Annotated in this window: 29 protein-coding genes; all 29 read right to left on the reverse strand. The window is 54.0% G+C overall.

From position 1 onward, the window contains the following. Positions 1–5: 5 nt before the first annotated feature. Positions 6–704 carry a LysM peptidoglycan-binding domain-containing protein gene (locus tag KIH86_RS17715; protein WP_223082281.1) on the reverse strand — a complete coding sequence of 233 codons (699 nt, stop codon included), beginning with the start codon at positions 702–704 and terminating at the stop codon, positions 6–8. Further along, positions 704–3,400, reverse strand: coding sequence for a coiled-coil domain-containing protein (locus KIH86_RS17720; protein ID WP_223082279.1), 2,697 nt, complete (start codon positions 3,398–3,400; stop codon positions 704–706). The genes KIH86_RS17715 and KIH86_RS17720 overlap by 1 nt, the downstream gene beginning before the upstream one ends. 57 nt (positions 3,401–3,457) lie before the next feature. Beyond that, positions 3,458–3,853, reverse strand: coding sequence for a hypothetical protein (locus KIH86_RS17725; RefSeq protein ID WP_223082277.1), 396 nt, complete (start codon positions 3,851–3,853; stop codon positions 3,458–3,460). Between the two features lie 221 nt (positions 3,854–4,074). Then, complete coding sequence (locus KIH86_RS17730) at positions 4,075–4,497, reverse strand: phage tail assembly chaperone (protein ID WP_223082275.1); 423 nt, start codon at positions 4,495–4,497, stop codon at positions 4,075–4,077. A gap of 23 nt (positions 4,498–4,520) precedes the next feature. After that, entirely contained in the window at positions 4,521–4,985 is a 465-nt protein-coding gene (locus tag KIH86_RS17735; RefSeq protein WP_223082274.1) for a phage tail tube protein, read from the reverse strand. A gap of 1 nt (position 4,986) precedes the next feature. After that, positions 4,987–6,303 (reverse strand): phage tail sheath family protein, encoded by a 1,317-nt coding sequence (locus KIH86_RS17740; protein ID WP_223082271.1) that lies wholly within the window; start codon positions 6,301–6,303, stop codon positions 4,987–4,989. After that, entirely contained in the window at positions 6,304–6,540 is a 237-nt protein-coding gene (locus tag KIH86_RS17745; RefSeq protein WP_223082269.1) for a hypothetical protein, read from the reverse strand. It lies immediately after the preceding gene. Then, positions 6,537–6,974: a phage tail terminator family protein gene (locus KIH86_RS17750; protein ID WP_223082267.1), complete on the reverse strand. Its 438-nt coding sequence runs from the start codon at positions 6,972–6,974 to the stop codon at positions 6,537–6,539. The genes KIH86_RS17745 and KIH86_RS17750 overlap by 4 nt, the downstream gene beginning before the upstream one ends. Before the next feature lie 3 nt (positions 6,975–6,977). Beyond that, a complete protein-coding gene (locus tag KIH86_RS17755) occupies positions 6,978–7,388 on the reverse strand; it encodes an HK97 gp10 family phage protein (RefSeq protein ID WP_223082263.1) in 411 nt (136 codons plus the stop codon). Beyond that, a complete protein-coding gene (locus KIH86_RS17760) occupies positions 7,388–7,762 on the reverse strand; it encodes an ABC transporter ATP-binding protein (RefSeq protein WP_223082260.1) in 375 nt (124 codons plus the stop codon). The genes KIH86_RS17755 and KIH86_RS17760 overlap by 1 nt, the downstream gene beginning before the upstream one ends. Then, positions 7,759–8,124, reverse strand: coding sequence for a DNA-packaging protein (locus KIH86_RS17765; RefSeq protein ID WP_223082257.1), 366 nt, complete (start codon positions 8,122–8,124; stop codon positions 7,759–7,761). Before KIH86_RS17765 ends, KIH86_RS17760 begins: the two co-directional genes overlap by 4 nt. Positions 8,125–8,136: 12 nt before the next feature. After that, positions 8,137–8,316: a DUF7210 family protein gene (locus KIH86_RS17770; RefSeq protein ID WP_223082255.1), complete on the reverse strand. Its 180-nt coding sequence runs from the start codon at positions 8,314–8,316 to the stop codon at positions 8,137–8,139. Positions 8,317–8,331: 15 nt separating this feature from the next. Continuing rightward, on the reverse strand, positions 8,332–9,354 hold the full coding sequence (locus KIH86_RS17775; protein WP_223082254.1) for a major capsid protein: 1,023 nt from the start codon (positions 9,352–9,354) through the stop codon (positions 8,332–8,334). Positions 9,355–9,377: 23 nt separating this feature from the next. Further along, entirely contained in the window at positions 9,378–9,701 is a 324-nt protein-coding gene (locus KIH86_RS17780) for a hypothetical protein (protein ID WP_223082251.1), read from the reverse strand. Positions 9,702–9,717: 16 nt separating this feature from the next. Continuing rightward, on the reverse strand, positions 9,718–10,335 hold the full coding sequence (locus KIH86_RS17785; protein ID WP_223082249.1) for a phage scaffolding protein: 618 nt from the start codon (positions 10,333–10,335) through the stop codon (positions 9,718–9,720). Between the two features lie 266 nt (positions 10,336–10,601). Next, entirely contained in the window at positions 10,602–12,365 is a 1,764-nt protein-coding gene (locus tag KIH86_RS17790; RefSeq protein WP_223082246.1) for a minor capsid protein, read from the reverse strand. Continuing rightward, positions 12,362–12,574 carry a hypothetical protein gene (locus tag KIH86_RS17795; RefSeq protein ID WP_223082244.1) on the reverse strand — a complete coding sequence of 71 codons (213 nt, stop codon included), beginning with the start codon at positions 12,572–12,574 and terminating at the stop codon, positions 12,362–12,364. Before KIH86_RS17795 ends, KIH86_RS17790 begins: the two co-directional genes overlap by 4 nt. Further along, the gene (locus KIH86_RS17800) at positions 12,507–13,982 is read right to left on the reverse strand and encodes a phage portal protein (protein ID WP_223082241.1); all 1,476 of its coding nucleotides are present in this window, start codon (positions 13,980–13,982) and stop codon (positions 12,507–12,509) included. Before KIH86_RS17800 ends, KIH86_RS17795 begins: the two co-directional genes overlap by 68 nt. A gap of 19 nt (positions 13,983–14,001) precedes the next feature. Further along, a complete protein-coding gene (locus KIH86_RS17805) occupies positions 14,002–15,279 on the reverse strand; it encodes a PBSX family phage terminase large subunit (protein ID WP_223082237.1) in 1,278 nt (425 codons plus the stop codon). Then, positions 15,266–15,706: a terminase small subunit gene (locus KIH86_RS17810; RefSeq protein ID WP_223082234.1), complete on the reverse strand. Its 441-nt coding sequence runs from the start codon at positions 15,704–15,706 to the stop codon at positions 15,266–15,268. The genes KIH86_RS17805 and KIH86_RS17810 overlap by 14 nt, the downstream gene beginning before the upstream one ends. Positions 15,707–15,762: 56 nt before the next feature. Further along, on the reverse strand, positions 15,763–15,960 hold the full coding sequence (locus KIH86_RS17815; RefSeq protein WP_223082231.1) for a sporulation protein Cse60: 198 nt from the start codon (positions 15,958–15,960) through the stop codon (positions 15,763–15,765). 593 nt (positions 15,961–16,553) lie between these two features. Further along, complete coding sequence (locus KIH86_RS17820) at positions 16,554–17,153, reverse strand: sigma factor-like helix-turn-helix DNA-binding protein (RefSeq protein WP_223082229.1); 600 nt, start codon at positions 17,151–17,153, stop codon at positions 16,554–16,556. Positions 17,154–17,170: 17 nt separating this feature from the next. After that, entirely contained in the window at positions 17,171–18,166 is a 996-nt protein-coding gene (locus KIH86_RS29590; protein ID WP_235775466.1) for a DUF3310 domain-containing protein, read from the reverse strand. A 14-nt stretch (positions 18,167–18,180) separates the two neighbouring features. Then, positions 18,181–18,450, reverse strand: coding sequence for a hypothetical protein (locus tag KIH86_RS17830; protein ID WP_223082227.1), 270 nt, complete (start codon positions 18,448–18,450; stop codon positions 18,181–18,183). After that, positions 18,447–19,829: a DEAD/DEAH box helicase gene (locus KIH86_RS17835; protein WP_223082224.1), complete on the reverse strand. Its 1,383-nt coding sequence runs from the start codon at positions 19,827–19,829 to the stop codon at positions 18,447–18,449. Before KIH86_RS17835 ends, KIH86_RS17830 begins: the two co-directional genes overlap by 4 nt. Beyond that, on the reverse strand, positions 19,826–20,107 hold the full coding sequence (locus tag KIH86_RS17840; RefSeq protein WP_223082222.1) for a PDDEXK family nuclease: 282 nt from the start codon (positions 20,105–20,107) through the stop codon (positions 19,826–19,828). Before KIH86_RS17840 ends, KIH86_RS17835 begins: the two co-directional genes overlap by 4 nt. Continuing rightward, positions 20,104–20,397, reverse strand: coding sequence for a hypothetical protein (locus KIH86_RS17845; RefSeq protein WP_223082220.1), 294 nt, complete (start codon positions 20,395–20,397; stop codon positions 20,104–20,106). The genes KIH86_RS17840 and KIH86_RS17845 overlap by 4 nt, the downstream gene beginning before the upstream one ends. Before the next feature lie 295 nt (positions 20,398–20,692). Then, entirely contained in the window at positions 20,693–23,101 is a 2,409-nt protein-coding gene (locus KIH86_RS17850) for a virulence-associated E family protein (RefSeq protein WP_223082218.1), read from the reverse strand. Between the two features lie 20 nt (positions 23,102–23,121). After that, the gene (locus tag KIH86_RS17855) at positions 23,122–23,571 is read right to left on the reverse strand and encodes a hypothetical protein (RefSeq protein ID WP_223082217.1); all 450 of its coding nucleotides are present in this window, start codon (positions 23,569–23,571) and stop codon (positions 23,122–23,124) included. Positions 23,572–23,674: the final 103 nt, after the last annotated feature.

Raw genomic sequence — 23,674 nt, forward strand, 5'->3', positions numbered from 1 at the left:
ATCTGTCACCCCGGGAGTTTTAAGACGCTGCCGATCTTTAGAGCCTTGACCTGGGCGTCCGTGAGGCCATTCAGTTTTTGGATTTCTTTCCACCGCTCTCCGGAACCCAGATACTGCTTGGCGATCTTGTAGAGCGAGTCGCCGGATTTTACGGTCACGGTTCGCGGCTTAGCCCGGTCGTCCGCCCGTTTGGCCGGCTCCTTTTGCGTTGTCGTCTTCGTGGAACCAGTTGCGGTGGTTGTCGTTTTGAGGACGACCTTTTTTGCGCCGTAAAAGACATATTCTTGTAAACTCAGCTCGTATTCAAAGTCCCCAGGACGTCCTGCGACCTCCTTGTAATTAAACTCTTCGATGCTCGCAGCCATGTTGATCTGTAGGCCTTTAGACGTGAAAATAAAACGGATCGGCTTGCGCTTGTTCATCCAATCTTCGATGTACCGGATGTAATCGGCCGGCTGCCCCCAATTCGTGGAGGATACGTATCGCGGCACCGTTCCTCCGTGATCAATCGACGGGAAGAAACTCTGCCAACCAACGGTTTTGAGTCCCGGGGCTTTAATGACATTAATCGCCCCAAGGTCGAGGATATTATATTTCTCTCCATCGCCCTCTCCGCTGATCTCAATCTCCTCTGGGAGAACAGGCAATTCGAACCAAACCGCACGGTTGTTAAAACTGAGTTCGATGCTGTAACCACCAGCCATCAGCTATACACCCCCTTTGCAGACGCTGCAATATCTTCATTCAGTTTAGTTGTGATCTTCTTAACGATCGAATCCACATTCGCCGAGTTGGTAACCGGACCCGTCTTGACTTGAACAGTCGGCGTCAGCGTTACAAAGTTCTGGATGTTCTTGATTTCCGCAATGTCACGAAGGATTTTCAGATCCTCTTTGCTGATATCAACCGGCTTTTCGATCTCGCCCACTGCTTTTAATTTTTTGTCCTTATCCTTCTTGTCATCAGCAGCCGCTGCGGCTAAAGCTGCGGCTCGATCAGCATCAGCCTTCTTGTTCCAATCGCTGAAATCATACCCTTTGGACTGATCTTCTTCCTTTTTCTTCTTCTCCGCTTCCTTTGCTGCCTTTTCTGCCGCTTCTTGCTCCCGTTTACTCTCTCGGTCATCAAGCATTTTTTGAACCTTCGCTTCGCGTTCGGCAGCTTTGTTAGCTGCGTCAGCTTGCATAGCAGCGATTTTGGCAGCGCGGGACTGCCTGGCTGCTTCGGCTTCTGCAGCGGCTGATGCGGTAAATTCGACATGGTCGATCAAATCAAGAGAAACTCCAGGGATTTCTTTAAGTTTTTCAATCAAGCTGTTAATCCGATCGACAGCTCCATTCGCCAAGTCTTCTAGAATCTTGAGAGACTCAACCTTGGCCGTGTCGAAGGCATCGGCAATACCGTAACCGACCTTGACGAAGAAGATAGGAACCTGATCGAAGAAATTCAAAATGGTGTTCCAGACTCGCATAAGCCCGGCGGCAAATTGATCATTTGTCTGCCAAAGTTTCACTAGCCAGATGATTAATCCGATAATTAGAGAGACAACGAGTATGATAATATTGGCTTTCATCGCTGTATTGAGGGTTCCCCATGCTGCGGCTAACCCTGATGTTGCCAGCGTCTGCAAGAAGATCGCTGCGGTACTTGTACCCGTTGCTAAGGCGGCAATACCCTGCGCCGCTGCAACTGCCAGCGTCCCCAGCTCCCAAACAGCGAACGCCGTTACCAAACCGTAGATTATGGGCTCTATACTGGCCCAATTGGTGGTAAAGTAGCTATAGATACTCGTGATAGTGTCGAGCAAGTCCATTCCCTTCTGCACCACCCAATCCAATCCCGAGGAAAGCGCATCGAAAAAAGGCTCAAACGTCCCGGCTTGAAACGCCGTGTTTAGCCTGGTAATCAAAGGCGTGAGGCTCTGGACGGCTGCTCCTCCGGCATCGGCCAGCGTAGATCTGAGGTTATTCCCCAGCGTCTCCAGCTGCTTCGTTGGACTTGCCATCATCTTATCGAAGGCCGCTTGCCCCATCTTCTGCCGCTCCAGTAATTGATCGAAGGCTTTGATGAATCCGTCCATATCCCCGGACTTCCCGAGCTCATCGATCTTAAGTGCCCGGATATCTGATTTGGACATGTTGAAACGCTCAGCGAGCGATACGATATCGCCAGACATGGCCTCCTTCAATGCAAAAGCAGCACCCTCAATGCCATTTCCGGCAGAGTCGAACGCATTGAGACGTTGAGCGAAATTGTTAAGCTTGGTCAACTGGTCTGTATTCTGGGTAGTTGAAAAGAAGGACAGCGTGCTCTGTAACGACTTCGTCACGTCCTGCCCTGCCGCCAGTGCTTCTTTCTTGAATTTATCAAACATCGCTGCGCCGACTTCATCATTTCCAGTACGCGCTTTAAACATATCCTTCATCTGCAACTGCTCCATCGCACCGCCAACAGTACTTTCAAACAGCGATTTTGCGCCAGCTATGGATAGATAAGTAGCCGCGATACTCTTCAGTGAACTCAACCATCCAGCAGATCCTTTTCCTGCCTCACGTATTCGATTGTTAACGCGCCCTTGCAGATCCGCAATCTGCCGCTCAAGAGTTGCAATGCGTGCCAAGGCTTGTCTCAACTGCTGAGCATCCCCACTGCGTGTCCGCAGCTGCCTTGTAACACGGATAAGCTGGAGTACTAATCGCTGCAGGTTGGCAAACATCGTATGAAGAGACTGCGGTAATTCGATGCGTATTCGAGCAACAATGTGATTTAACTCTGAATTGATTCTTCGACGTATATCTGCCGCTTGTGCCGAAATATCTCCTGCATTCAACTGGATGCGTAATATAGCTGCCGTCGTCAGATTAGTTACCCGCTGCTGTAAGCGAGACAACTGGGCAAGGACATCAGCATCGTTCAGACTAATACGGACCTCTGTACTAGATAGGGCCTGAATCTGCTGTCTGATCCTTCCCAATTGATTCGTTACGTCCCCTGAATTGATCAAGAGTTGGATTGCGCTTGTCGTGCTGATTGTCTCAATTTGCTGACGGATGCGGTTAGCTTCTGCAGCAACGTCTGAAGCCTGTATCCTCACTTCAATAATGGAGCCTGCGAGTTCTCCGCCAAGCTGCTGCTTGATGGTTCGGATCTGCTGCAACACCTCGCCGGAATTGACACTGATCTGGATCTCACGTTTCGATCCAAGGGCGGTGATTTGCTGCTTGATCATTTCCAAATTGCTGACTGCATTAACCGTATTAATATGCAGCATCATGGACATGCGCATCTGTGCTTCAAGGCGCTCCATCAGCTCGATTGTCGCCGTCAAAGCCGAGTTGATCTGAGACAGCCGTTGGCTGAAGGCATCACTTAAGGCCAGGCTTGCGGATACCGTCGGCATATAGATCCTCCTTTCTGAAGCAATAAAAATAGCACTCCGACGCGGAGTGCCTTATGTTTATTTTATCGATTTGAAAATCTCTTTAGCTCGCTCATTGTTAGTTTCAAGAAGAAATCTACCTTTAATAGAATCTCCTTCAAAAATATCACCGTACTTATCCATAGCTTTTTTCAAATCGTCCGAAGACTTATACTCATATATTTTGACGCTACTAAGTCCTAGGTTGAACATTATTCCATCTTTCGCTTTGATTGCTGCATATTGTGGCTTTTTATTTATATCAACCCCCTCCTTCTTTTCCGAAGGAATTCCGGTGTAAACATCCTCACCGGAATTATTAAAGGCTTGTATAATCTTATCCATGGTAAGATCACTCGCCTCATTACCCGAAGATGAACATCCCGCAATAGCTAGCATCGATACGGCAATCAGACACATAATAAATTTCTTCAATCCCCACAACTCCCCCTATAGGTAATATTTACTAATATACCAAATGGAGAGTATGAGGGTCTATCCCTATTTCTTCGCGCGCTCCTTCTCCACCCGAACCATAATCATGGCATAAATTGCTGCTCTCTCCCGCTTGTCCATTGACATCAGTTCATGCGGGAGAATATGCAGTTCATGCAGGGCGTAGTATGCCAGATTGGCATCGCTATCGCCCTGCTCGATTAGTTTTTTACCTCTTCAACCAGTTCGTTGATGTCCTGATCAAAACCGTTCAGCGATTGCACCCGATCCACGAGCGCGGCGAATTCGCCAGGCAGCAGCATCTTCCGAAGCAATACCTCTGCACCCAACACGCCATAAGACTTCTGAAGCTCCGCACTCTTCAGGTCCGGGTAGACAACGCTGGCCACAACCAGCTTGGCCACGTAATCATCGGAGTCCGTTTCGGTCGTGTATTGACCGTACTTGCCCTTGTTCCGCTTCGTAGCCGACTTACGTATCGCCTTGTTATCTTCTTCGGAAATGCTCTGAAGCTTCCAAGGGATCGGCTTGCCGTCTTTGTCCTTGAAGCGTGTCGATACGACGAAATCTTCTGTTGTCGGCCCAGCGGCGTTTTGCGCAAAGAAAAAACTCAAATCGCTCATATATTCTTAATCCTCCTCGTGATTTATCCCAGTGTCGGGGCTGTGAACGCTTGACCCATGTCGACATCTTCAAACGTAAAATCGATGTCTTCTTCCAGCGCCTCGGACTCCGTATCCAACGATGCCATGACGACGCTGTCGAGATTAACGCCGAGCAGCGTGATCGTCTGAAGACCGATGCTCGTATTCGGGTCCTCATTCGTTATGGTGATGTCAAAATTCGTGTCTTTACCCGTTTTAATGTAATCCAGCATCAATTGCCGGAATCGGCTCGTCACGTAGTAAATCGTCATGCTACCCGTCCCGTTCCAGCCGGTTGTCTTATGCTGTGTTCCCCGACGGCCGAGCGTTTTAACATCGGCCTTCTCCTTCTCTACCTTAGCCTCAAGCGTTTTGATGTAGAACATCTCCTCGACCTGGCCATTAATCGTGGCGTAAGCCCGGCCCTCCTGACCCGAAATCGTATCGCTCGCTTTCAAAAACGCCATATTAACCCACCTTCACTTTCATGTAGACTTTTTCAACACTGTCCACCGGCTGGATGTTGGCTTCCACGTAGATTGCATCTGACTCCGCGCCAGGCAAGACGGTAACGTCCGTCTGGGCATCAAAGTTTTGAATGGCGTCAATCTCCTGTAGCGCAGTCATATAGACCACGATCTCCTTCCGGAACAGGGCACGTCCATCGGAATTATTGGAGACCTTTCCGATGTATGACGCTTCGAAGATTCGCTTCATGTCGTTTGCGATGCCATCCAGAACCCGGATCACCCGGTTTTTATGCAGCGCCTTGCCCTTAGCCGGCGTGTAGGAAAGGAAGGTATTGATGTCCTGCTCTACGACCGCTCGATTGTCCCCCGGTGTAAACACAAACTCACCGGCATTCAGCGCAGCCACAATCTGACTGTTGGTGTAGCGCGGAGACACGTCAACCGCACCGTCGTATGCCGAATACGTCAGCGATTCATTCATCTCGGCGCCCGCTGTCGCTCCGGCCACCCAGGCGGTCGCCTGCGCCGCGGTAAGTGTCGTCCCATCGGAGAGAACCACACCATTCCGGACACTAACCACACCCTCGTAATCAGCTGTTGGGTAGTTTTCCAGCACAACCTGAATTTTCTTCCCTTCGTCTTCGCGCAGACGCCGGATAAATGCCGCGTATACAGACTTCAGCGTGTTATCGGTTGACGGCAGAGCGACTGTCTGAAAATCGTACAGCTCCAGCACTCCCAAAAATGCCGTGTGATCGGCATTGGTTACCGTGCCGTCAGCGCCGTCGATCAGCGGAGCACCAGCCGTCGCAGTAAGCGGACCGGAACCGCTGAAAACAACCCAATCATTAGCGATCAGATCAGCGACGCCAGCTACAACCTGTGTATCTACGACATCTCCAACCAGCAGCGTCTTAACATCCCATTTGCTGCTGTCGTCAATATTGGCTTGGATAACGACGGCCAGGTCGTTCCCGCGGCTGCCGCCGTTTCTTGCAGTCACTGTAAGACTACCGGCAGTCGCTGTTGCCTTCGTGCCGGTATTGAGTCGGTACAGCAGAACCGTCTGGGCCCGCTTCAGGGCTTCGCGGACCAGCAGAAGCTCCGGCGCGCTCAGGTCATACCCCAGCGTCGTCATGGTATCTTCGCCAGCCACGATTGGAGTAATCACCTTGCTCGGTCCCCAAGGCAAAGCCAGCGCAAGGCTTGTTATCCCACGGCTTCCGGCCGCTCCCAACGCTCCGCCAGTAGTTTCAACGTTAATGTAGACACCCGGTCTGGCCTTGTTTTGCAGTGTCCATGTTCCTCCTGCCATTTATTCCGCCTCCTTGTTCTTAAAATCCTCAATCAATCGCTGCGCTTCGGTCGTTGTGTACCGCTTCTCAGGCTCCAGCAGCGCCGCCAGCACGTCCTTATCTTGGTATGAATATTTAGCGGAAGCCAAAAACTGCTCCCGCGTAAACGATCCTTCCTGTACAACAGGTTGACTCTTTACGTTCGACGTCTGTTCCGTTGACTGCTTTTCAGCCGTAATCTTCGTTTCTTCTTTCACTTCAATCCGCCCCTTTCGGTCATTCTTTGCATTTTCACTTCTGCGGTGAGCTCGCGGAACACATGGAAGTTGTACTGCACAAAGAAATGCAACACGCCATCCTGGGTCTCATGTCGCATCCCTGTTCCACGACAGCCACCGGCGGCAGAGGAGACATATTCCATCACGTCATACAGGCGTTCGGCTATCGTTTGCATCTCCTCATTCATCGCAGGGCTATCCGTCGGGAAATAGTGAATGTCGAACGAATGGACCCGTCGGTATCGCAGATTGACTTCCCGGGATTGCTCTGCTTCCAGCAGACGTACAAAGAAGCATGGGGTGATCAGATTCTGCTTAATCTCCTCGCCGCGAATGGGTATAGCCGGGAAAGCCGTATCCAGTGCGGTCGTCACCGCATTGCGGACGTCCATAAAGCTCACTTGTTCAGCCATCCCTCAACCTCCCATAAAGCGGTCCAGCAGCCGCTTCATCTTCCGGTCCAATATAGCCGGCATTTCGCGATCTAGTTCCTGCTCGCTGATCGTCATCATGAATCGACCCTCAACCCAGTCCCAGCCTTCCTTGCGCTTCAGGCGATGTCCGAACTCGACGTAAGCTGCATAGTCAGTTGGATTGTAAAGCTCGACTTCATATCCGTTACCTTCTCGCCGGATCGGCCCGATTGTCCAATTCCGTCGGAGTTGACCCGTATCCACGGGCGTCCGCTTTACTGTCTTTCGTAAGAGGATAAGGGCCAGTTCTCGGACGCACTCCTCGAAAAAGGATGGAAGGGCCTGCTCCAGCTCCTTCAGATCCTGAGCCAGCTTCTTGATTTCAGAAAAATCGAAACTGCCCATGGCAGCCATCAGGCCCACTCCTTACGCGTCAACCCGATCTCCTGGTGAGTCGGATACGACGGGAACGGTTCACCGGCAACAAAGCGCACGGGCTCGTCCGGTTGAGCTTTCCGGATCACCAGAATCAGATCGCCGGCGCGAATAGCGATGTCCGGGAAGATGAACAGCTTGGCATCATACTGGATATCATTCTGCGCTTCTGTCTGCCCATCCTTAGCCAGACCGCTCTGCGAGAGTCGGCACGCCTGCGAGTCGTATACTGCAACCGGAATCTGCTTCGTGACCTTGCTCACCGGGTCCTTGTTGTCTTGGTACCGGTAAACCGTGCAGGTGTCCTCATAAGTCAGCTCGAGCGCGGCGCGGTATCTGTTGTAGTTGATCATCCTTGCCACCCCATACGCCGGTACCGCCGAAGATCCGCTGCATACCCGGTAACGATCACGTCAGCCGTAAAGCTCGGAGACGCGCCAAGCTTAACTGACGTATCCCCGATTTTGACCTCTACAGCTTCAGCCCCCAGCAGCGCCGCTACCTCCGGCCGGTTATATTCCCGCACCTTCAGCAGATCCAGCGTCATGTTCATCCAGGTGTATTTCAGCCCGGTTGGAACTACCTGCTGCCGCGTGTAGTTGAGGATGCGCTGTCGGATTTCGTCCATGTAAGACTTAATCAGGCCGTCCAGCACAGGCTCTTGCAGCCCCATCCGCTGTTTGATCAAGTCCAGCACTTCGTCTTCAAGCGGCACGGCGATCCCTCCTTACTCGCTGGCGGCTTTGGTCTTAGATTTGCTTACTACCGACTGCGCGTCGGTCTCTTCCAGCACGGTGACATGATCCTTGATTCGCTCATATTGCGCATCGGGCAAAGAAAAGGACTCGCCTTTTTCGTAGCGAGTCCCGTCGTGCCGGATGGGGATTTCATTCACTTGTACCTTCATGGTAGAAAACCCTCCTTATAGAACCTGAGCCTGGAAGACGTTATCCGCCTCCGGGAAGCTCGGCAGTGCCGTTGCCACGGCTTTTGTCCAAGTCGATACCGGATCAGCGCCTTCTTCGTAGACCATGGCCAGGACGTTGCCGATTGTCTGCGTCTGGATGGATGGATCACGGGTCAGACGGATCTCTTCGGCCGTTGGGCCGTAGATGGTTTCGCCCAGCGCGTCCGGACCGAACAGGGTAATTTTGTTCTCCGGGAAGTACCGCTCAGTGGTGTACGAACCGTTTGCCGCCTGCTTTTTGTATTTGCCATCGTAGACAGCGATAGCCGGCAGGTCGAGCTGCTGCAGGTAGGCATTGAGCTCCGTACGGGAGGCCATACGGTTGCTGCCATTGACCCCATAGAGCGCTCCGACCACCTTCGGATGCTTAACCAACGTACCGAGCAATTTGGTCGATGCGAGTGCCCGGGTCGGTTTGACGTCAAGCGCTGCGGCCCATTCCATCAGATCAGCGATCGGGTCAGCGTCCGGATCGGACCAGAGATCGGTTCCGCTCAGTACGACCTTATGCGCTGCCGGCACACCGTAATCGATCGTGGCGGAAAGGTTGTTTTCGGCCAGCGTCACGATACCGTTAGCCAGAACCTCCATACGCATGGCTTCAGCACGGGCCCGTACACCGGCTACCAGGACATCGATGTCGTTGTAGACCTGGCTCATCAGATACTGCTGCTCCGCATCGTTACGGGGAGACTCCAGCGCGATGATCTCGCGTTCCCCCATACGCAGCTTGCGCTTAATCAACGCAAGCTCCAGCGCCATTTTGCTTGCCTCGCGGCTGCCGATCTCCGACTCTGTGTCAAAGCCGTGAACCGATGCGATGACTGGGATGCGGCTCGCACCCACAATCGCATCAAACTCCAGCGACTGCCGCTTCACTTCAGGAAACAGCGTCTCTCCAAGCAGAGCCGGATATTGACGATTGCCAAGGTAATTCAGAATCTCTTTCTGTTCAAACAGTTCCAATACAGTAGGCATTGGTTATCCTCCTTCTCGGCTGCTTACACAACCGTCTTAAATTTGATCTTGCCAGCCAGGGCTGTCTTGGCCGCAGCGACCGGAGCTACCGGCAGGCGAGCTTCCAAAACCCATGCTTCGACGAGCACCGCGCCAGGCTGCGGACCGTTCGTCACATCGACATCACTGAGCAAGATGCCGATTGCTGTGGCGTCATTGGCCGGGTACACCGTGCCGGCCGGAACGATCTTACGTCCTTTGGCGTCCGCCGTTACACCCGTATTACTGATTTGATACGTAAAGCTCACGAAGTCTGCGCTGGCCAGAAAATTCGGCTGCGAGACGCTTTCCTTTTTCACATAAACCATGATTTATTCTCCTTCCTTAACCCCAAGGATTCGGCGTGCCTGCGGCGGGCTTTCCGCTCTCATTGGCTGCCTTTGCAAAATTGGCTCCTACACTGGCCTCCCCGGCTCCTCCGCCGTTCGGATCGCCACCCTCCGGCGGTTTGGCCCCTCTGAACTGCGGCTTCTTGTCCTCTTTCGGAGCAAACAAAAAGCCCTTGCTATCCCGCAGGGCCTTTACCTGATCATCCAGACCGCCCTTCACAGAGCCGCTGTCATCCAGTTCAATCTTCGATTTGTCCAACAGCCCCGCGACGATATCCGGGTCATGGGCCTGGCCAGACAGCGCCAGCTTAATCGCCGTCGTCAGCTGCAGGTCCTTAACCTTTGCATCGTACTGCTCTTTGGTCGTCTTGTTCTCACCTTGTAGCGTTTCGATCTGCTTCTTCAGCGCCTCATTGTCGCCGGCGGACTTCTTCAGCTCCTCAAGTTGACCGGATACCTTATCCCGATCCTGCTCCGCCTGCTTCTTCGCATCGTTCACTTCGTCAAAACGCGCCTTGGGCACGAAGCTTTTCAGTTCATCCGTCGAAGCGGCTGCGGCCTTTGTAGCCAGATCATCAGTCAAACCCAATGCAACAAATTGCTCTTTATTCATTCAGGATTCCTCCATTCATCTTCGCTTTTTACCCGGTCGCGTCCGGTGATGTCCTGTTCTTTTACGCCGACAGTACCGAAACGGCGAATAGGGCTCCGGCAGTCTCAGCCGCAGCCCACGAAAAAAGCACCCTCGCCTATGCGTGAGTGCTTCAGTCTTGTTTCAATTCATTCTGTAGTCGTTCAATTTCTTCCGGCGCCAGACCGCATTGCTTCATGATGTCAGCAAGTTCAGTCTTTTTCGGATCAAAACTTATAGGCGTATCGTCATATTCGCGGATCACGTTTTGCCGCTGAGAAGTCTTCGCCATACATCCACCCCAGTTCCTGAACAAGTCGGATCAGCACCCTGTAATCAAAATATTCAGCTTGTGCTGTCTTTGACAGTGTAGCATATTTTTTGTCTTTTTGTAACAGTTCATAGACCTCTAAGCGAACAGCCTCCAAGGTTTTGAAAAACATGACATCATCAGCAGCAGTATCGGCAATTACATAGCTGATACCGCCGTTATGGCCTGCGGCAACAATGCTATGTAACGATGGATAAACGGCCAGATTCAGAGCGTCCTTTATATTCACCCGTGTTCCGCGCGGATGATTATGGGTCAAGATCACGGATTGGGGCGGGGCCTCTCTCAATTTCTGATCGAGCTCGGCTGTAAATGTTACCTTGTTGATCGATCCGGAAAGGCGATGGAGCTCGTCGCCAGTATCCTTGTTCATGAGGACCAGCGTTTCCCGAGCTTCTTTGTATCCAGTTCGAACAATCTCCCGGTTCACTCCTGCCAGTTTATCCAGAGCCTCCTCCGTAACGCCGGAGAGCTCCGAGTAATAGCTGGCGCGAGGATTGTACTTCCGGTTCACACCTGAATTCGGTTCATCTACACCCGGCTGCTCCCAGACTTCAGGCTCAATCACATCAGAAGGAGGTTCCACCGTTGTCACCTTCGGAGGATCTACAGCTTTAGGCGGCTCCGGTGAATCTATCGGCTTGGCAGCTTCCGGTGCATGCTTGGCGGCCCAATCCGGATAGGTTGTATCCTCGGGAACGGTATGGTAGCTGCCATCCTTCTTCCTGGCGGCCCGCTCACCACCTGGTTCGGCATCTTCAACTACCGGAACCGTCGTACTGCGGCAGTGTGCATGCAGCGGCGGGTAATTGACGCCTGGCTGGGCATCGCTGACCTTAATCCGCTCGCCGTCCATGTCCCGGCAGATGACGCTTGTCCGGCTATCCAGAGTAGCCACAAACTCGTACTCCTTGACGCCTGTTTCCCGGTAGGCATCCATACGAGACTGACCGGCAAAGTAAGCTGCCTCCGTCAGAATAAGCCGGCGGGCGCTGCTCTCAGCCACACCCATTCGCTCGGCAAAGTCTTTTATGACCTTATCGGAGGTTGAGCCGTTAATCAGGGACTGTGTCAGCGTCGTCTGCAGCTCGCTGTTCAGCTTGGTCCGGTCAGCCCATATCCGACTGCTAAAATTGCGGCCATCAGGTGCCCAAGGCTTTGCCAGCGTCTTATCGATCTGGCCGGCATCGAGCTTGGCAAAGCCGGTACCGAAGCCCTTGCCCTTTTCGAGCTCGTACACAGAATGGTAATAGCCGTCCTTGTACGTCTCGCCAAGCAGCCCCGTAACGCCTTTCTGCTGCCGGCCCGCTAATTGCTCGACCTCGTTCTGGACCTGCATCTGAATTTGCTCGAGCCGGGTAATATGAGCCTTGGCGCTGGCGTTCTCGAGCTGCTTGGCCCAACGCTGGTCAATCGCATTCTCTCGGCCTCGCTCGATGTATTCCTCGACAGTCCACTTAAATTCCTTCAGTTCGCCTCTTGTCAGCAACTTCTTGGCGTCGGCCAGGCTGACCTCGTTATTGGCCGCCAGCCGGCCGTACCATCGCTCCGTGTCCGCCGTGATGCGGGCGAGAGCTTTCTGATACTCCTTCTTCATGTCGGCGGCGTAGGCGTCGCCCTTGGACAGTAGCGCCTCGTTCAACTCCTCCATGCGCTTCGCCCAGTAATCAGCGGATCTCATTCGTCATCCTCCAGTTCCCTCGAATGAACGATGAAGCCGATAACCGGGCTATTGTCATCCGGCGGATCTCCCCGCGCGGCCGTGATGAGGCTGGCCAGAGCTTCGAGTGCTGCCGGATCACTGCCACCGGCCTCATAGACCTTAAGCGCTCTGTTCGCGACCGCCTGAACCAGCTTGTCCACCCGCTGCGCCGTCTCCTCGCTGAGCATCGTCTCCGCCTCCTTCCGCTGGCAGACCACCGTATTCCTCTGCCTCGGCCTTCTCCTCGTCCATCTGCTTCAGCTCTTCATCCGTATCTGTCACCCACGGGTGATTCGCAACAATGGTTCGGGTGGAAATCACGCCTACGCTGTTCTTAGCGTTGGTGACGGCTTCCGTTTCGTTGATCAGGATGTCGCGGTTGAAGATGAACTCAACATCCGTATCCGCGTAGTCGGTGCCGCCTGAGTTGGCGATATGCGTATCCACGAACCAGAGAAGCTGCTCGAGCGCCGCCTGGAACTCGGCCTCCATGTCTGACATGTCCATGTCGAGATCAGCATACAGAAATTTCAGTGCGATCCCGGAGGCGTTGCCGACCTCCTGCCGCTGCGTATCAACTCCGCGGCCGAACTCATAGATGTTCTTCCGGAGCTCCTCCATGTGGTTCGTGTAAGCCTCGGTATCGATGGTCAAGCTGATTGTCTCGACGCCACCTTCGCCGTCCACAAAGGCCACCCGGTACGTGGCGATGTTCTTCCGGAATTCGCCGCCGCTCGTACCGTTGTAGTTTTTGACCACGTAAATGCTGTTCGGCAGATCCTCCAGATTGTTCGAATTGTCCGACTTCCGGCGATCGTAATCATCCACCTGCTGCTTAATCAGATCGATGAGAGGCTGCTCCTCGTCGTTATACTTGAAGCAGATGAACGGCAGCCGTTCCCAGTTCATGGGCTTGACCGCTTCACCGTCGATATACGAGAAATGACTATTCTCCTCAATCAGCTTTAGCTGTCCGTCATCCTCGTAGAGCTTCATGCCGGCATCATCCCACCACTGGATACGCCGAACCACGCGCTTCGTTTTGGCGACATAGGTTTCGACGTCGTACATCCGGATGAACGCTGCCAGCTCCGTATGAGCAGCATTCTGCCAGATCGGCAGGCACTCTTCCGGCGGCAGGCGCATGAAGGACAGCTTCCCAGCTTCGTTGTAATAGACCTGCAGCCAGGCCTTGCCGCAGTTAATGGCATCCTTGCCGATGTTCTTCAGCATGCGACGAAAGCTCTTATCAAAATAGCTGTCCAGCAAGCCCTGATAGGTCTTGTCTTCTGTCTTGGCCACAAACGGCCGGGACAACAGATAGCCGGTCTTCTGATCGACCAGCTTCCTGACAAAGCCATGCGGAATCCGATTATCAGCCAGATTGTGTGCCTCAACAAGACGGCCATCATCACCGATTGTCCGCCGCCGGCGATCCAGCACGTCATTCTTGACCCGGTAGTACCGCTTCCCGGTCAGCATCAGCTTCCGCTCTTCAGACGTCTGCCAGGCGCTGCTCTCGATGCGGATAATCTCCGGCAGGGTCAGCGGGGCATTGGCGTCCAGATTGGCCAGAATCTCAGGCATGGTACTCATAGGCTTATCCCTCCTCTCATCATTTTTTGAACGATACGCCGCCGCGCGGCATGTCATCCTCCAGCGCGTAGCGACACTGGTCGATGCTGTGATTTTCCTTCTCCTCCAGCTTGGCCCGTGGGTTACCATCAGCATCAGTCTGATAGTCAATATCCTCGAACTCCTTGGCGGTATGCGGCGTCCTTTTCGGATCGATCACGATTTCCTCCAGATCATCCAGCCATTTCTCGCCGAACTCAACGCTACCGGGGCCTTTCTTGGCACCGCGTATCCGCACGCCTGCCGAGCGCATCTCATCAATGGACTTGGGTTCAGCGGAATCGGCTGTCGTCATCACGTCATGATACTTCCGCTCCTTGATCCATTCAGCCAGCTCTCTGTTGCTGATCTTCACGCCGTACCGCTCGTCCAAGGCATATAGCCTGCGGCGGGTCTTGTCATAATGCCAGCGCCCGAAAGACACCGGATCGACCCCGTAGCCCCAGTCAATGCCCTGCCGAATGTTATCGAAGGCCTTGACCTCGTCATCGGTGATCCGGCGGAACGTGAGATTGTCGAACGGCACGACGCCGCTGCCGATTGCCTCACCGAGATATTCCCACTTGTACCGCAGGGACAGTCCGTCCTTGTCGATCTTGCCTTTGGTCTTGGCCTCCTCAGCTTCCTGAAGGAACGCCTTGGAAAGATGCGGATTGTCCAGATAAGTCGAATGGTGGACGTAGGTATTGGCCGGCAGGAACTGAGACTCATATTTCTTGTTGGCCCAGTTCTGTTTCCGCTTCGGCGGGTTGTACGAGTAATAAAACGCATAAAAAAGACCATTCGGTAACTCCGCACGAAGGACGGAATTCTCGATGGTCGTGATTTCTTCTTCAGTTTTGAACTCGGCCAGCTCCTCGATCCACATGAACGCGATCGGGAACTTGCTGACCTTTATTGATTTGAGCTTCAGCGGATCGTCGGCCCCTCGGAAGATGATCTTGTTGCCACGGGGGAGGTAGATCAGCTGAAGCGGCGACTTCATCACTCGCCAGTAGGCCGAGACGCCGAGGAACTCGATGGCCTCCTTGAGCTGCTCAAATACCGATTCCTCCAACGTCCGGGCCACCTTGCGGATGACCAGGGCGGTGACCGGGTACTTCATCATGTCCTTGATCAGCCTCAGCCCAATGTGCGTGGACTTCGACGATCCGCGTCCACCTTTCAGGACATGCTTCAGGTACCGGTGCGAATTCGACGCCCGCCAGAAAGATTTAAAATGCGGCGTGACGATCTCGGAGAGCTTAATCTGCTGCATCCGGATCGCCCCCGATGTCGTCGATGATCTGCACGCCGACTGTACCATCAAGCTGCTGGCGGTCCACCCACATGCCGTAGCGCTTGCCGAGAAGCTCCGCAGCCTTGATCCGGTCCTTACCGTCCAGCTCCTTTTTGACCAGTTGCTGCTCACCCATGCCGAGACCCAGCGGGAACTGCTCCTTCACCTCGCCGCGGAGGATATGGGTTAGGAACTCCAGGATCTCATCCTGCTTCGCGATCCGGGCGCTGTCCTTCTCCGCTATCCGAGCATCGATGTATTCGCGGATGTGAGGTTTCGTGAGGTTCTCATAACCTGTTTCCTTGGCTGTTTTTGCACTGTACCCCGCAAGGACGGCCGCTTCCGTCGCATTGCCAGTTTCAACAAAGTGATCTGCGAATCGTTTCTGTTTCTCAGTCAGCTTCATGGCGACATCACAAGGCCTCCTTTTCAGTAAAAGAAAAAGCACCCGAAGGCGCTTTTTTAAAGTTCGTAAATTATCAATGCCGCATACAGCTTGTCTGGTTGAAATGCTTCGGGATTATTGTCCTGAGAAATACTTGCGCTAAATTTAATATCTATCAGGGAATCCCTAGAGATCTCGCTCTCTTCGAGAAATTCTTCAAGCTCTCTTTCAAACTTCTCTTTTTGAGCATTAGAAATTAACTTAGTCATAATCATTGATTTATACACCTCCAAAGAATAGATTCTACGCAAGGTGCTTTTATCCTACCGTGACATTTGGTAATTTCTGAGATAGAATAAACATAGCTCCCTGAGAAAGGAGTGAGCCCGATGAAACGGATGAGCATTGAACTCTTGTTCAAATCCCTCACCGTTCGGATCAACATTTTCAGACGTTGATCTGGATGTAGCATGCAATCAGCGCTATCATCATCCGGGCCGAAATCATAGAATAATCGGCCCAAGTAACGGGTCGCACTCCATAGTGAGTGCGTGGACATTGTTACAGGGTCGCATTCGAAAAGAGTGCGTAAGCAGAAGACAAGACCCTAGGTCCTGCGGCTGAAAGGCCGTACCCTAGGGTCTTAATATATGCATATATATAAGCATTAATATAACTATAAATATAAGCATGAATATAAACATGTTAGAAGGCTAAAACAGTAAAGCAAAAAGAGCCGCTCGAAAGCGACTCTACTCCTAGTTTCTTTCATTATAATAGCGTTTGTGCCCGTACTTATAATTTTGCCACAATATCATAATAACACGGGAATTTTATGAAAAACGATCAATAACCGATCATTTACCGATCAACTTATTTGGGTCAATTCTTGAATGGCTCGACGTTTCCTTCTTCGGTATGTCGCTTCAGAGATATGCAGCTTCGCCGCAACCTGCGTCGTAGGAAGGCCATCAATATACCGAAGTCGCAGTAGCAGCGAATGATCCGGCTTATACGCTGCGAGTGCCGCCAACAGATCATCCACCCGCTTAACCTCAGCCTGCAAGTCCTGTAGCTCTGCCAGACGCTCCAGCACTTCGTCCAGATCGTACTTGCAGCCGCCGCGCGCGTCGATCACCTTCGCTATCTTTGCCCGTAGCTCCTGCAGCAGCTTGTCGTCCTCTTCATAGGCTCCGATATCCGGGATCGCCGCGCGCTGGGCCCGGGTTCCTGCTGGGTAGAACCGAAGATATGCATGAGCTGTCGCCTCAAGCTCCTGCTCCCGCTTGGTCAGGTACAGATAACTCGGCAGCCCACGGAGTCGCCGGTGAAGCTGCTGAAGGTGATCTTCCTCGGAAAGCCTGCTGATCTGGATGCCGCCGCCGACCCGGTAAGTCCCCAGCGCCTGAATGCGGGCCTGCTTGGCCCGGTAGCTGGAAAGCTGCTCAATAGCCTGATCTTCTGTCATTCTGGTTGCCCCTCCCTTCAAGCCTCCTTCGCTACCTCCGTAGCCCCAATCAGCCGATCCAGATACCAGCGGGCTTTCTGCAGATCCTCGGCGCCGCCCTTCATCCGCCAGCGCCAAACGTACTTGATAATCTGGCCAGTGCTATAAGCCTCCTTGCCGGATAGCTGGGCCGTAGCCGCCTCGATCGCATCGATGCACTCAATGGCCCCGGCTGTGTAATGGGCCGGATGGTTGACGGGATCACTGATCAGTGTCGCGGTAACGGGTACCTGCTCAGTTTCCAGCTCAGCGATATGACTCAGAAGCTCGTCCCGCTCGGCAGTCAGCCGCTCGATCTCCGCCTGAAGGTGCTCGCTGGCCTGACCGGACAAGGCCAGCGTCTCAGTAGCATGGGCTTTCCAGTGCTCGACTTCGCCATTCAGCCGCTGTGTTTCAGCAGCCAACACGCCCCGCTCCCGCGTCAACCGTGAGACCTCTTGGCTCATCTGGTCCCGATCCTTCTGCATCCCGTCGCGCTCGGCAATCAGTCTGCTGACCTCACTCGACCGTTCAGCTTTGACCTGCTCCAGCTCCGACGTCAGCCGTTCAATCTCTCGCTCCGCTTTATCCATCAGCTCCGTCGCCGGACGCTGCTCTGTATCCTTCTCACGCAGGGGCTTCGGCTCCTCTACCTGTCTGGGAACCTTGCCCTCCTTCGCCCATTTGTCCATGTGGTTGTAAACCGTCACCTCCGAAACGCCCTGTTCCTTGGCAATCTGTGCAAGAGTCTTGCCGGTTGCTCGCTCGGCGAAGTATTCCTCTGCTGACATCTTGAATTTGGCCATTTCGTTTAGTCCCTCCTTGGGTTTGGTCTTAATCTCAATCGGCGGTTTGAACTTCTTGTCCCGTGGTGTAGCCGGGTACTTGGCCCGGATCTCCGCCAGCTCCTCCGGTGACAGTGTATATTCAACGACTTGGCTAGGACCCGTGGCTGCCTCATGTTCAAGGTCCCGCCTTGGAATCGGTGTTCGCATACGATCACCGCTTTTCATACGGGCTTCCGCGGCAGCCACTCCGCAGCCTCCGTCTCATCGATCGTTACTGTGGCCATACCGTCCCAGGTCTCGCGGATCTCCTGCGCTTTGGCGATAACCGCTTTGGCCTGCTTCGGCTGAAGAACAATGTTCATGGCTTCCTGATAGTGCTGCTCAGCCTTGGCGTAGGCACGGGAGTGCATCCAGTTCATCCATTTCCAAAATGACTCGTTTGTCATCGACTTCACGCGCTGGAAGGCCCGGCGCTTCTCCATCTCGTTCATGGTCTCACTCCCTCGATCCGCGCTTTCAGCGCCGTCAATAGTCGATCTTGCGTCGTGGCCTTGCTCTCCAGCGCCTCCATGACCTCTTCGTCCATGCCGCCCTGAACGACCAGGTGGTGCAGAATGACCTTTTGGGTCTGGCCTTGCCGGTGAAGACGGCCGTTGGCCTGCTGGTACAGCTCCAGGCTCCACGTAAGCCCGAACCATACAACATGATTCCCGCCGTCTTGAAGATTGAGCCCATAGGCTGCACTGGCTGGGTGCGCCAGAAGGATATCGACCTGACCGGCATTCCAATCCAGTTGATCCTGCGGCGTCCGCAGCTCTCGCACCCGTAGGCTCGTCTTATCCAGAACACCATGTAGCCGGGTCAGATCATGTTGGAAGCTGTAAAACACCAGTGCCCGTGCTCCGTTCAGCTGCTCGATCAGCTCACTGAAAGCTTCCAGTTTGCAGTCGTGGATCTCATGGACACCGCGATCGGCGTCGTACAGAGCCCCGTTGCAAAGCTGAAGCAATTTACCGGTTAGCGCCGCCGCGCTTGTAACGCTAATCTCCGTGTCCTCGATCTCTAGCAACAGATCCCGCTCCATCCGCTTGTACTGCTCTGCCGCCTTAGCATCCAGGGCAACCGGGATCACGTTCGTAATACAATCAGGCAGCTCCAGATAATCCTCAGCCTTCATGCTGATACAAAGATCGGCAATCTTTCGGTGAATGGCATCATCCGCTCCGGGCTTCGCCATGTAGCCGTGCCCGTTATAGTTCCGCTCGAAGTACACCGTCCGGTACCCAGTGATGTTCTTCTCCAGCCGCGCGCCCTGATCCAGCAAGAACACTTGCGCCCAAAGATCGTGCAGGCCGTTCGGCGCCGGCGTTCCGGTCAGGCCGACGATCCGCTTGACGTGCGGGCGAATCCAGGTCAAGGCTTTGAAGCGCTGAGCCTGATGCGACTTGAAGCTGCTCAGCTCGTCGATCACCACCATGTCAAACGGCCAGGCATTCCGGTAATATTCAACCAGCCACTTCACGTTTTCGCGGTTAATCACCCAGATATCACCCGGTGTATTCAGCGCCTTGATCCGCTTCTGGGTACTCCCCAGCACCGGCACGATCCGCAGATGCTGAAGGTGCTGCCACTTGGCTGCCTCCGTCGTCCAGGTCAGCTCCGCGACCTTCTTGGGCGCGATGACAAGGCAGCGCCGGACAGCAAACCGGTTGTATTTGAGATCGTTGACCGCCGTCAGCGTGATAACCGTCTTGCCAAGACCCAGTCCGAGAAATAACCCCAGCGCCTCATCAGTCAGCAACCGATTGATACAGTACCGCTGATAATCCCACGGCTTGAACTGATGCCGGGGCTTTGCCTGCGCGCTCATGACCCACTCGCTTCCAGCAGGAAGGCATCAACTTGTGCCTTACTATCGATCACCTGCACCGGGCAGCCCAGGTTTTGAAGAATGCGGTGCTGCGCCAGTTGAAGCTTGGTCGGTTTCTGGCCGGGCGCTTTCAACTCGATAAACCGAACCGTGCCACCGGGCAGAATCACAATACGGTCCGGCACTCCGTTGTTCCCGGGGCTCGTCCACTTGTAAGCTCGGCCTCCCGCCTCCCTGACACGGTCCCGCAGATAGGTCTCTATGTCTCGCTCTCTCAATCGCTCAGCCCCTTCGCGATTCGATATTCAACGATCAGCGTCAGAACTGCGTCCTTGAGCCTGCTTCGCAATTGGTCAATCCAGATACTCCGTCCGGACACTCGTTCAAAGGTGAAGCGGAACTGCACACCTTCGTAGCCTGACCAGAAATACTTAAGCGCAAGTCCTGCTGTCGAACTTAGCGGGCTCTTCGGCGAATAGACATCGTTAACGGCATTGCTACTATGGATGATTGCTACAAGCTCTGGGCTTGATTTTATAAAGGTCGCAACTTCGGATGTAGTCTTCACTTGACAACCCTCCTCATGATGTGTTACGCGTGCGCGCCTCATGTGCGCATACACTTTCTAGTAATCAGGCGTATTAGGCGTAATATGTGTGTACCTAATTTCTATAATTCTTTTATTTCTTCTTTAGATAGATTTAAGTGTCCAAAGTGTCCAATAATAATAGAAAGTATTGATTTTATGCGGTTTTTCGCTTGGACAGATACTTGGACACTGGCTTGGACAGTTTAAAATCTGTCCAACAGCCATTTTGGACACTTAGCAATCTGTCCAAGGGTCAACTGTCCAACTGTCCAAGCTACTTTTTGCGGAATCCGCGTTGCCAGTTGTAGGGGCCGAACCAGCCTTTGTACTCTTCCCATCCAGCTAAGGAAGATAAAATACCATTGATCTCCCGGGTATCCATCTGCTTCATGAACTTGATGTCGCTGCGGAAGCATTCGCACCACACCTCGGCGGCGCATATCCGGTCCCGGGCGACTGCCTGCCCTTCGTGGGGTTTCCCGAATTCGCCGCCCCAGTACATCAGCCTTGTCGGCAAATCGCGCTTCTGCCAGTCTACAGGCACCGGGCGATCCACAAATGCTCGGATAATGCCCTCCTTGGCATTCGACTCCCTGTGCGCCTCCTGCTGCTCCTTTGCCTGCTCCTCGATCTCTCCGGACAAAAACAGGGGCTCACCGAGCCGCCAGCGCATGACAGCCTCCGCATATATCTGATCCACTTCGTTCTCCAGATCGTGGAAGACGCTCTTTACCGGCGCGATCTGACCAACGTCCACCGGCCAGAACCGTCGATTCCCCGTCCGATCTCGAAGAAACTCAGAATCGTTGGTCGTCCCGAAAAAGACGCATCGGCGCGGATACGGCATCGTCCGCTTCCCGTAAGCCTCCCGGAAGATATCTTCTGTCCGGCTCAGAAACTGCTTAACTGCGTTGCTCTCCGACTTACTCATGCCTGTCAGTTCACCGACTTCATTGATCCAAACACCTTGAATCATTTCACAGGCCTCTTTCCCCTCGAAGGTCGTCAGACTGTCAGAATACCAGCGCCGGCCGAGTATTCGCAGGAAGGTGCTCTTCCCCAGCCCCTGCTTCCCGGCCAAGATCGGCATGTAATCATATTTGCACCCAGGTGTCATTGCGCGGGCTACTGCCGCCGTAATGGACTTGCGTGAAACTGCACGCGTATAAGGTGTATCCGCCGCGCCCAAGTAGTCTGTCAGCAGGGTGTCCAGCCGGCGTATTCCATCCCACTCCAGTCCCTCCAGGTATTGGCGGACATCATTAAACCGATGCCTGTGGCTGATCAGCGTCAGCGCGTGATTCATTTTAGCCTCTACAGCAATGCCGTAGACCTTCTCGGTATAGTGATAAATGCCAGCATCATCCGAGGTGCCCCATGGCCGCCGATCCTGTCGAGGGTCCCAAGGAAGCGGCCCCAGGACAAGGCCCCGATTGGCGAATTCGTCGAAAGCAATCTTCCCGCGTAGCCGTGGATCATACTCCAGCACAACGAGTAAATTGTCCACGGTCTTCATATAGATGCCGTTGCTGTTCATTTCCAACTTGGACATCCAGCTCGTGTCCTCCATTGCGGCGGCCGGCTGACCTAGCACTGACTCCACCGCGGCGAACTCGCTCACTGCCCGCTCGTATCGTTCCTGCTTCAAAAGCCCCGCCACCGGCTCCAGTTCCATGGCGAACGCCGTCATAGCCGTATAGCTCGGCAGCTTATTGGTCGGTGTCCCCGGCTTGGCTTCGTCATCCTGTGCGCCGAACCGATGCAGCCGAACTAGGTCGAAGCTATTGACCAGTCGGCCGCTGCACGGATCGGTTGCATGGTGCGAGTAAAGGAACTGGCCATCATCGTATACAACGGCACCGCCGACCGTAGAACCGCCAGCGAAGGTCAAACGGCCGCTGCCGTCTGTCGTCTCCAGGTACACACCCGGCAGAAACGTCTCGATCGCCTGGTGAATGTCATACGTCCGGCAGAACGCCCCCACGATGCCAGGCTTGGCCGTCGGGTCCCCCTGCTTGGCCGCCAGCTTGACGTGCGCCTCACTGGCTCCAGGGACCTGCGGCCACTCCTGGATATTGCGCCAGTCCGTATACATGCCAAGCAAGCCGTCAGCCGATACGAAGGGCTTGTCCCCGAACGCGAACACATACTGGCTGTCAGCCGAGCAGCTCGGCCAGTACATAAGCCGTGAAGCCTCGAAGGTTGTCGGGTCACACAGCTCCATGCCGATGATCTGCCCGAGCTTCCGCGCCATCGGCTCATATTCATCCGGAAGCAAGCTCCGGTCTACCGGCACCAGCACGCGCAGCCGCGGCTTGGCCTCATGGTGCTTCCGCGTCGAATACACCGCGTAGGCACAGCCAAGCCCCTCGAGGCGACGCAGCACATCCGCCGTACCGCCGGGAGGAATATTGTCCAGGTCGAGCGTAAGGACGTCACGACGCAGCACCGCTGCTGCCTTCCGGCGTCCGCCTTCAAGCTCACCGGCAACGAAGCCGCCGACATCCTTCAGGTCGTCCTGCTGGCTCTTGGGAAAGGCCAGATACTGCGCCAGCGTCTCGGTACCGCGCGCGGCCACATGCAGCCGCTCTACCAGCTCCGACCACATCAGCGTTTGCGCTGGCCAGTGTGTTGCCCGGCGGCTGCCGGCTGTTGATAGGATTATCTGTCTGTCAAATTTCACAGGGCATACCGCCTTTAGTGTTAATCAAAATCAAGTTCAATGACTGGTAGATCCGTAAGGTGTATCCGCTGGTAATCCGGGATCTGATACAGTTCCACTTCTCCGCGGTTCCGCTGAAAGGGTACGGAATGAACAATCGTCAGTACACCGCCGGACACCTTCATGGATGAGATATACCGACCCTTCAGTCGACGAAGCATTCCGCGCAGCAGCTCGTAATCGATCACGATCTCACCGCCGGTCCACCAGACACTGGACAGCCGAACGATAGCAGGTGATCCTTTGACATCTTTATTAATAGAAAGGAGCTGCCGGAGCAAACCATCCCGGTAAGCCTCACTGGCATTTGCCTTGAACGCAACGTCGCGCTGCTTGCGTATTTTCGCCCGCTCGGCGGAAAGCGCCTTGTTTGACCGCTTTTTCGCCGCCTGGCTAAGAGCTTTTTCTTCTGTTGTCAGAGCGCGGATCATGGGCAGACCCTCTCAAACATCTCCAGTTCGATCGGCTTACTGTACCCACTGCCACACGAAGGGCAAAGCGGCTCCGGAATCTCGTCATCATCGGGTTGTTCCA

Source organism: Paenibacillus sinensis (genome assembly GCF_019904155.1).
Taxonomy (GTDB): domain Bacteria; phylum Bacillota; class Bacilli; order Paenibacillales; family Paenibacillaceae; genus Paenibacillus_AQ; species Paenibacillus_AQ sinensis.

Excerpts from the sequence above, each read along its gene's own strand:
- KIH86_RS17800 (WP_223082241.1), bottom strand. The coding sequence starts at position 13,982 with ATGAGTACCATGCCTGAGATTCTGGCCAATCTGGACGCCAATGCCCCG.
- KIH86_RS17730 (WP_223082275.1), bottom strand. The coding sequence starts at position 4,497 with ATGAGCGATTTGAGTTTTTTCTTTGCGCAAAACGCCGCTGGGCCGACA.
- KIH86_RS17780 (WP_223082251.1), bottom strand. The coding sequence starts at position 9,701 with ATGGTTTATGTGAAAAAGGAAAGCGTCTCGCAGCCGAATTTTCTGGCC.
- KIH86_RS17795 (WP_223082244.1), bottom strand. The coding sequence starts at position 12,574 with ATGCTCAGCGAGGAGACGGCGCAGCGGGTGGACAAGCTGGTTCAGGCG.
- KIH86_RS17830 (WP_223082227.1), bottom strand. The coding sequence starts at position 18,450 with ATGAACGAGATGGAGAAGCGCCGGGCCTTCCAGCGCGTGAAGTCGATG.
- KIH86_RS17750 (WP_223082267.1), bottom strand. The coding sequence starts at position 6,974 with ATGGCTGAACAAGTGAGCTTTATGGACGTCCGCAATGCGGTGACGACC.
- KIH86_RS17790 (WP_223082246.1), bottom strand. The coding sequence starts at position 12,365 with ATGAGATCCGCTGATTACTGGGCGAAGCGCATGGAGGAGTTGAACGAG.
- KIH86_RS29590 (WP_235775466.1), bottom strand. The coding sequence starts at position 18,166 with ATGCGAACACCGATTCCAAGGCGGGACCTTGAACATGAGGCAGCCACG.
- KIH86_RS17810 (WP_223082234.1), bottom strand. The coding sequence starts at position 15,706 with ATGAAGCTGACTGAGAAACAGAAACGATTCGCAGATCACTTTGTTGAA.
- KIH86_RS17720 (WP_223082279.1), bottom strand. The coding sequence starts at position 3,400 with ATGCCGACGGTATCCGCAAGCCTGGCCTTAAGTGATGCCTTCAGCCAA.
- KIH86_RS17735 (WP_223082274.1), bottom strand. The coding sequence starts at position 4,985 with ATGGCGTTTTTGAAAGCGAGCGATACGATTTCGGGTCAGGAGGGCCGG.
- KIH86_RS17820 (WP_223082229.1), bottom strand. The coding sequence starts at position 17,153 with ATGACAGAAGATCAGGCTATTGAGCAGCTTTCCAGCTACCGGGCCAAG.
- KIH86_RS17770 (WP_223082255.1), bottom strand. The coding sequence starts at position 8,316 with ATGAAGGTACAAGTGAATGAAATCCCCATCCGGCACGACGGGACTCGC.
- KIH86_RS17815 (WP_223082231.1), bottom strand. The coding sequence starts at position 15,960 with ATGATTATGACTAAGTTAATTTCTAATGCTCAAAAAGAGAAGTTTGAA.
- KIH86_RS17715 (WP_223082281.1), bottom strand. The coding sequence starts at position 704 with ATGGCTGGTGGTTACAGCATCGAACTCAGTTTTAACAACCGTGCGGTT.
- KIH86_RS17755 (WP_223082263.1), bottom strand. The coding sequence starts at position 7,388 with ATGGCTGCCATGGGCAGTTTCGATTTTTCTGAAATCAAGAAGCTGGCT.
- KIH86_RS17740 (WP_223082271.1), bottom strand. The coding sequence starts at position 6,303 with ATGGCAGGAGGAACATGGACACTGCAAAACAAGGCCAGACCGGGTGTC.
- KIH86_RS17835 (WP_223082224.1), bottom strand. The coding sequence starts at position 19,829 with ATGAGCGCGCAGGCAAAGCCCCGGCATCAGTTCAAGCCGTGGGATTAT.
- KIH86_RS17775 (WP_223082254.1), bottom strand. The coding sequence starts at position 9,354 with ATGCCTACTGTATTGGAACTGTTTGAACAGAAAGAGATTCTGAATTAC.
- KIH86_RS17785 (WP_223082249.1), bottom strand. The coding sequence starts at position 10,335 with ATGAATAAAGAGCAATTTGTTGCATTGGGTTTGACTGATGATCTGGCT.
- KIH86_RS17760 (WP_223082260.1), bottom strand. The coding sequence starts at position 7,762 with ATGATCAACTACAACAGATACCGCGCCGCGCTCGAGCTGACTTATGAG.
- KIH86_RS17805 (WP_223082237.1), bottom strand. The coding sequence starts at position 15,279 with ATGCAGCAGATTAAGCTCTCCGAGATCGTCACGCCGCATTTTAAATCT.
- KIH86_RS17855 (WP_223082217.1), bottom strand. The coding sequence starts at position 23,571 with ATGATCCGCGCTCTGACAACAGAAGAAAAAGCTCTTAGCCAGGCGGCG.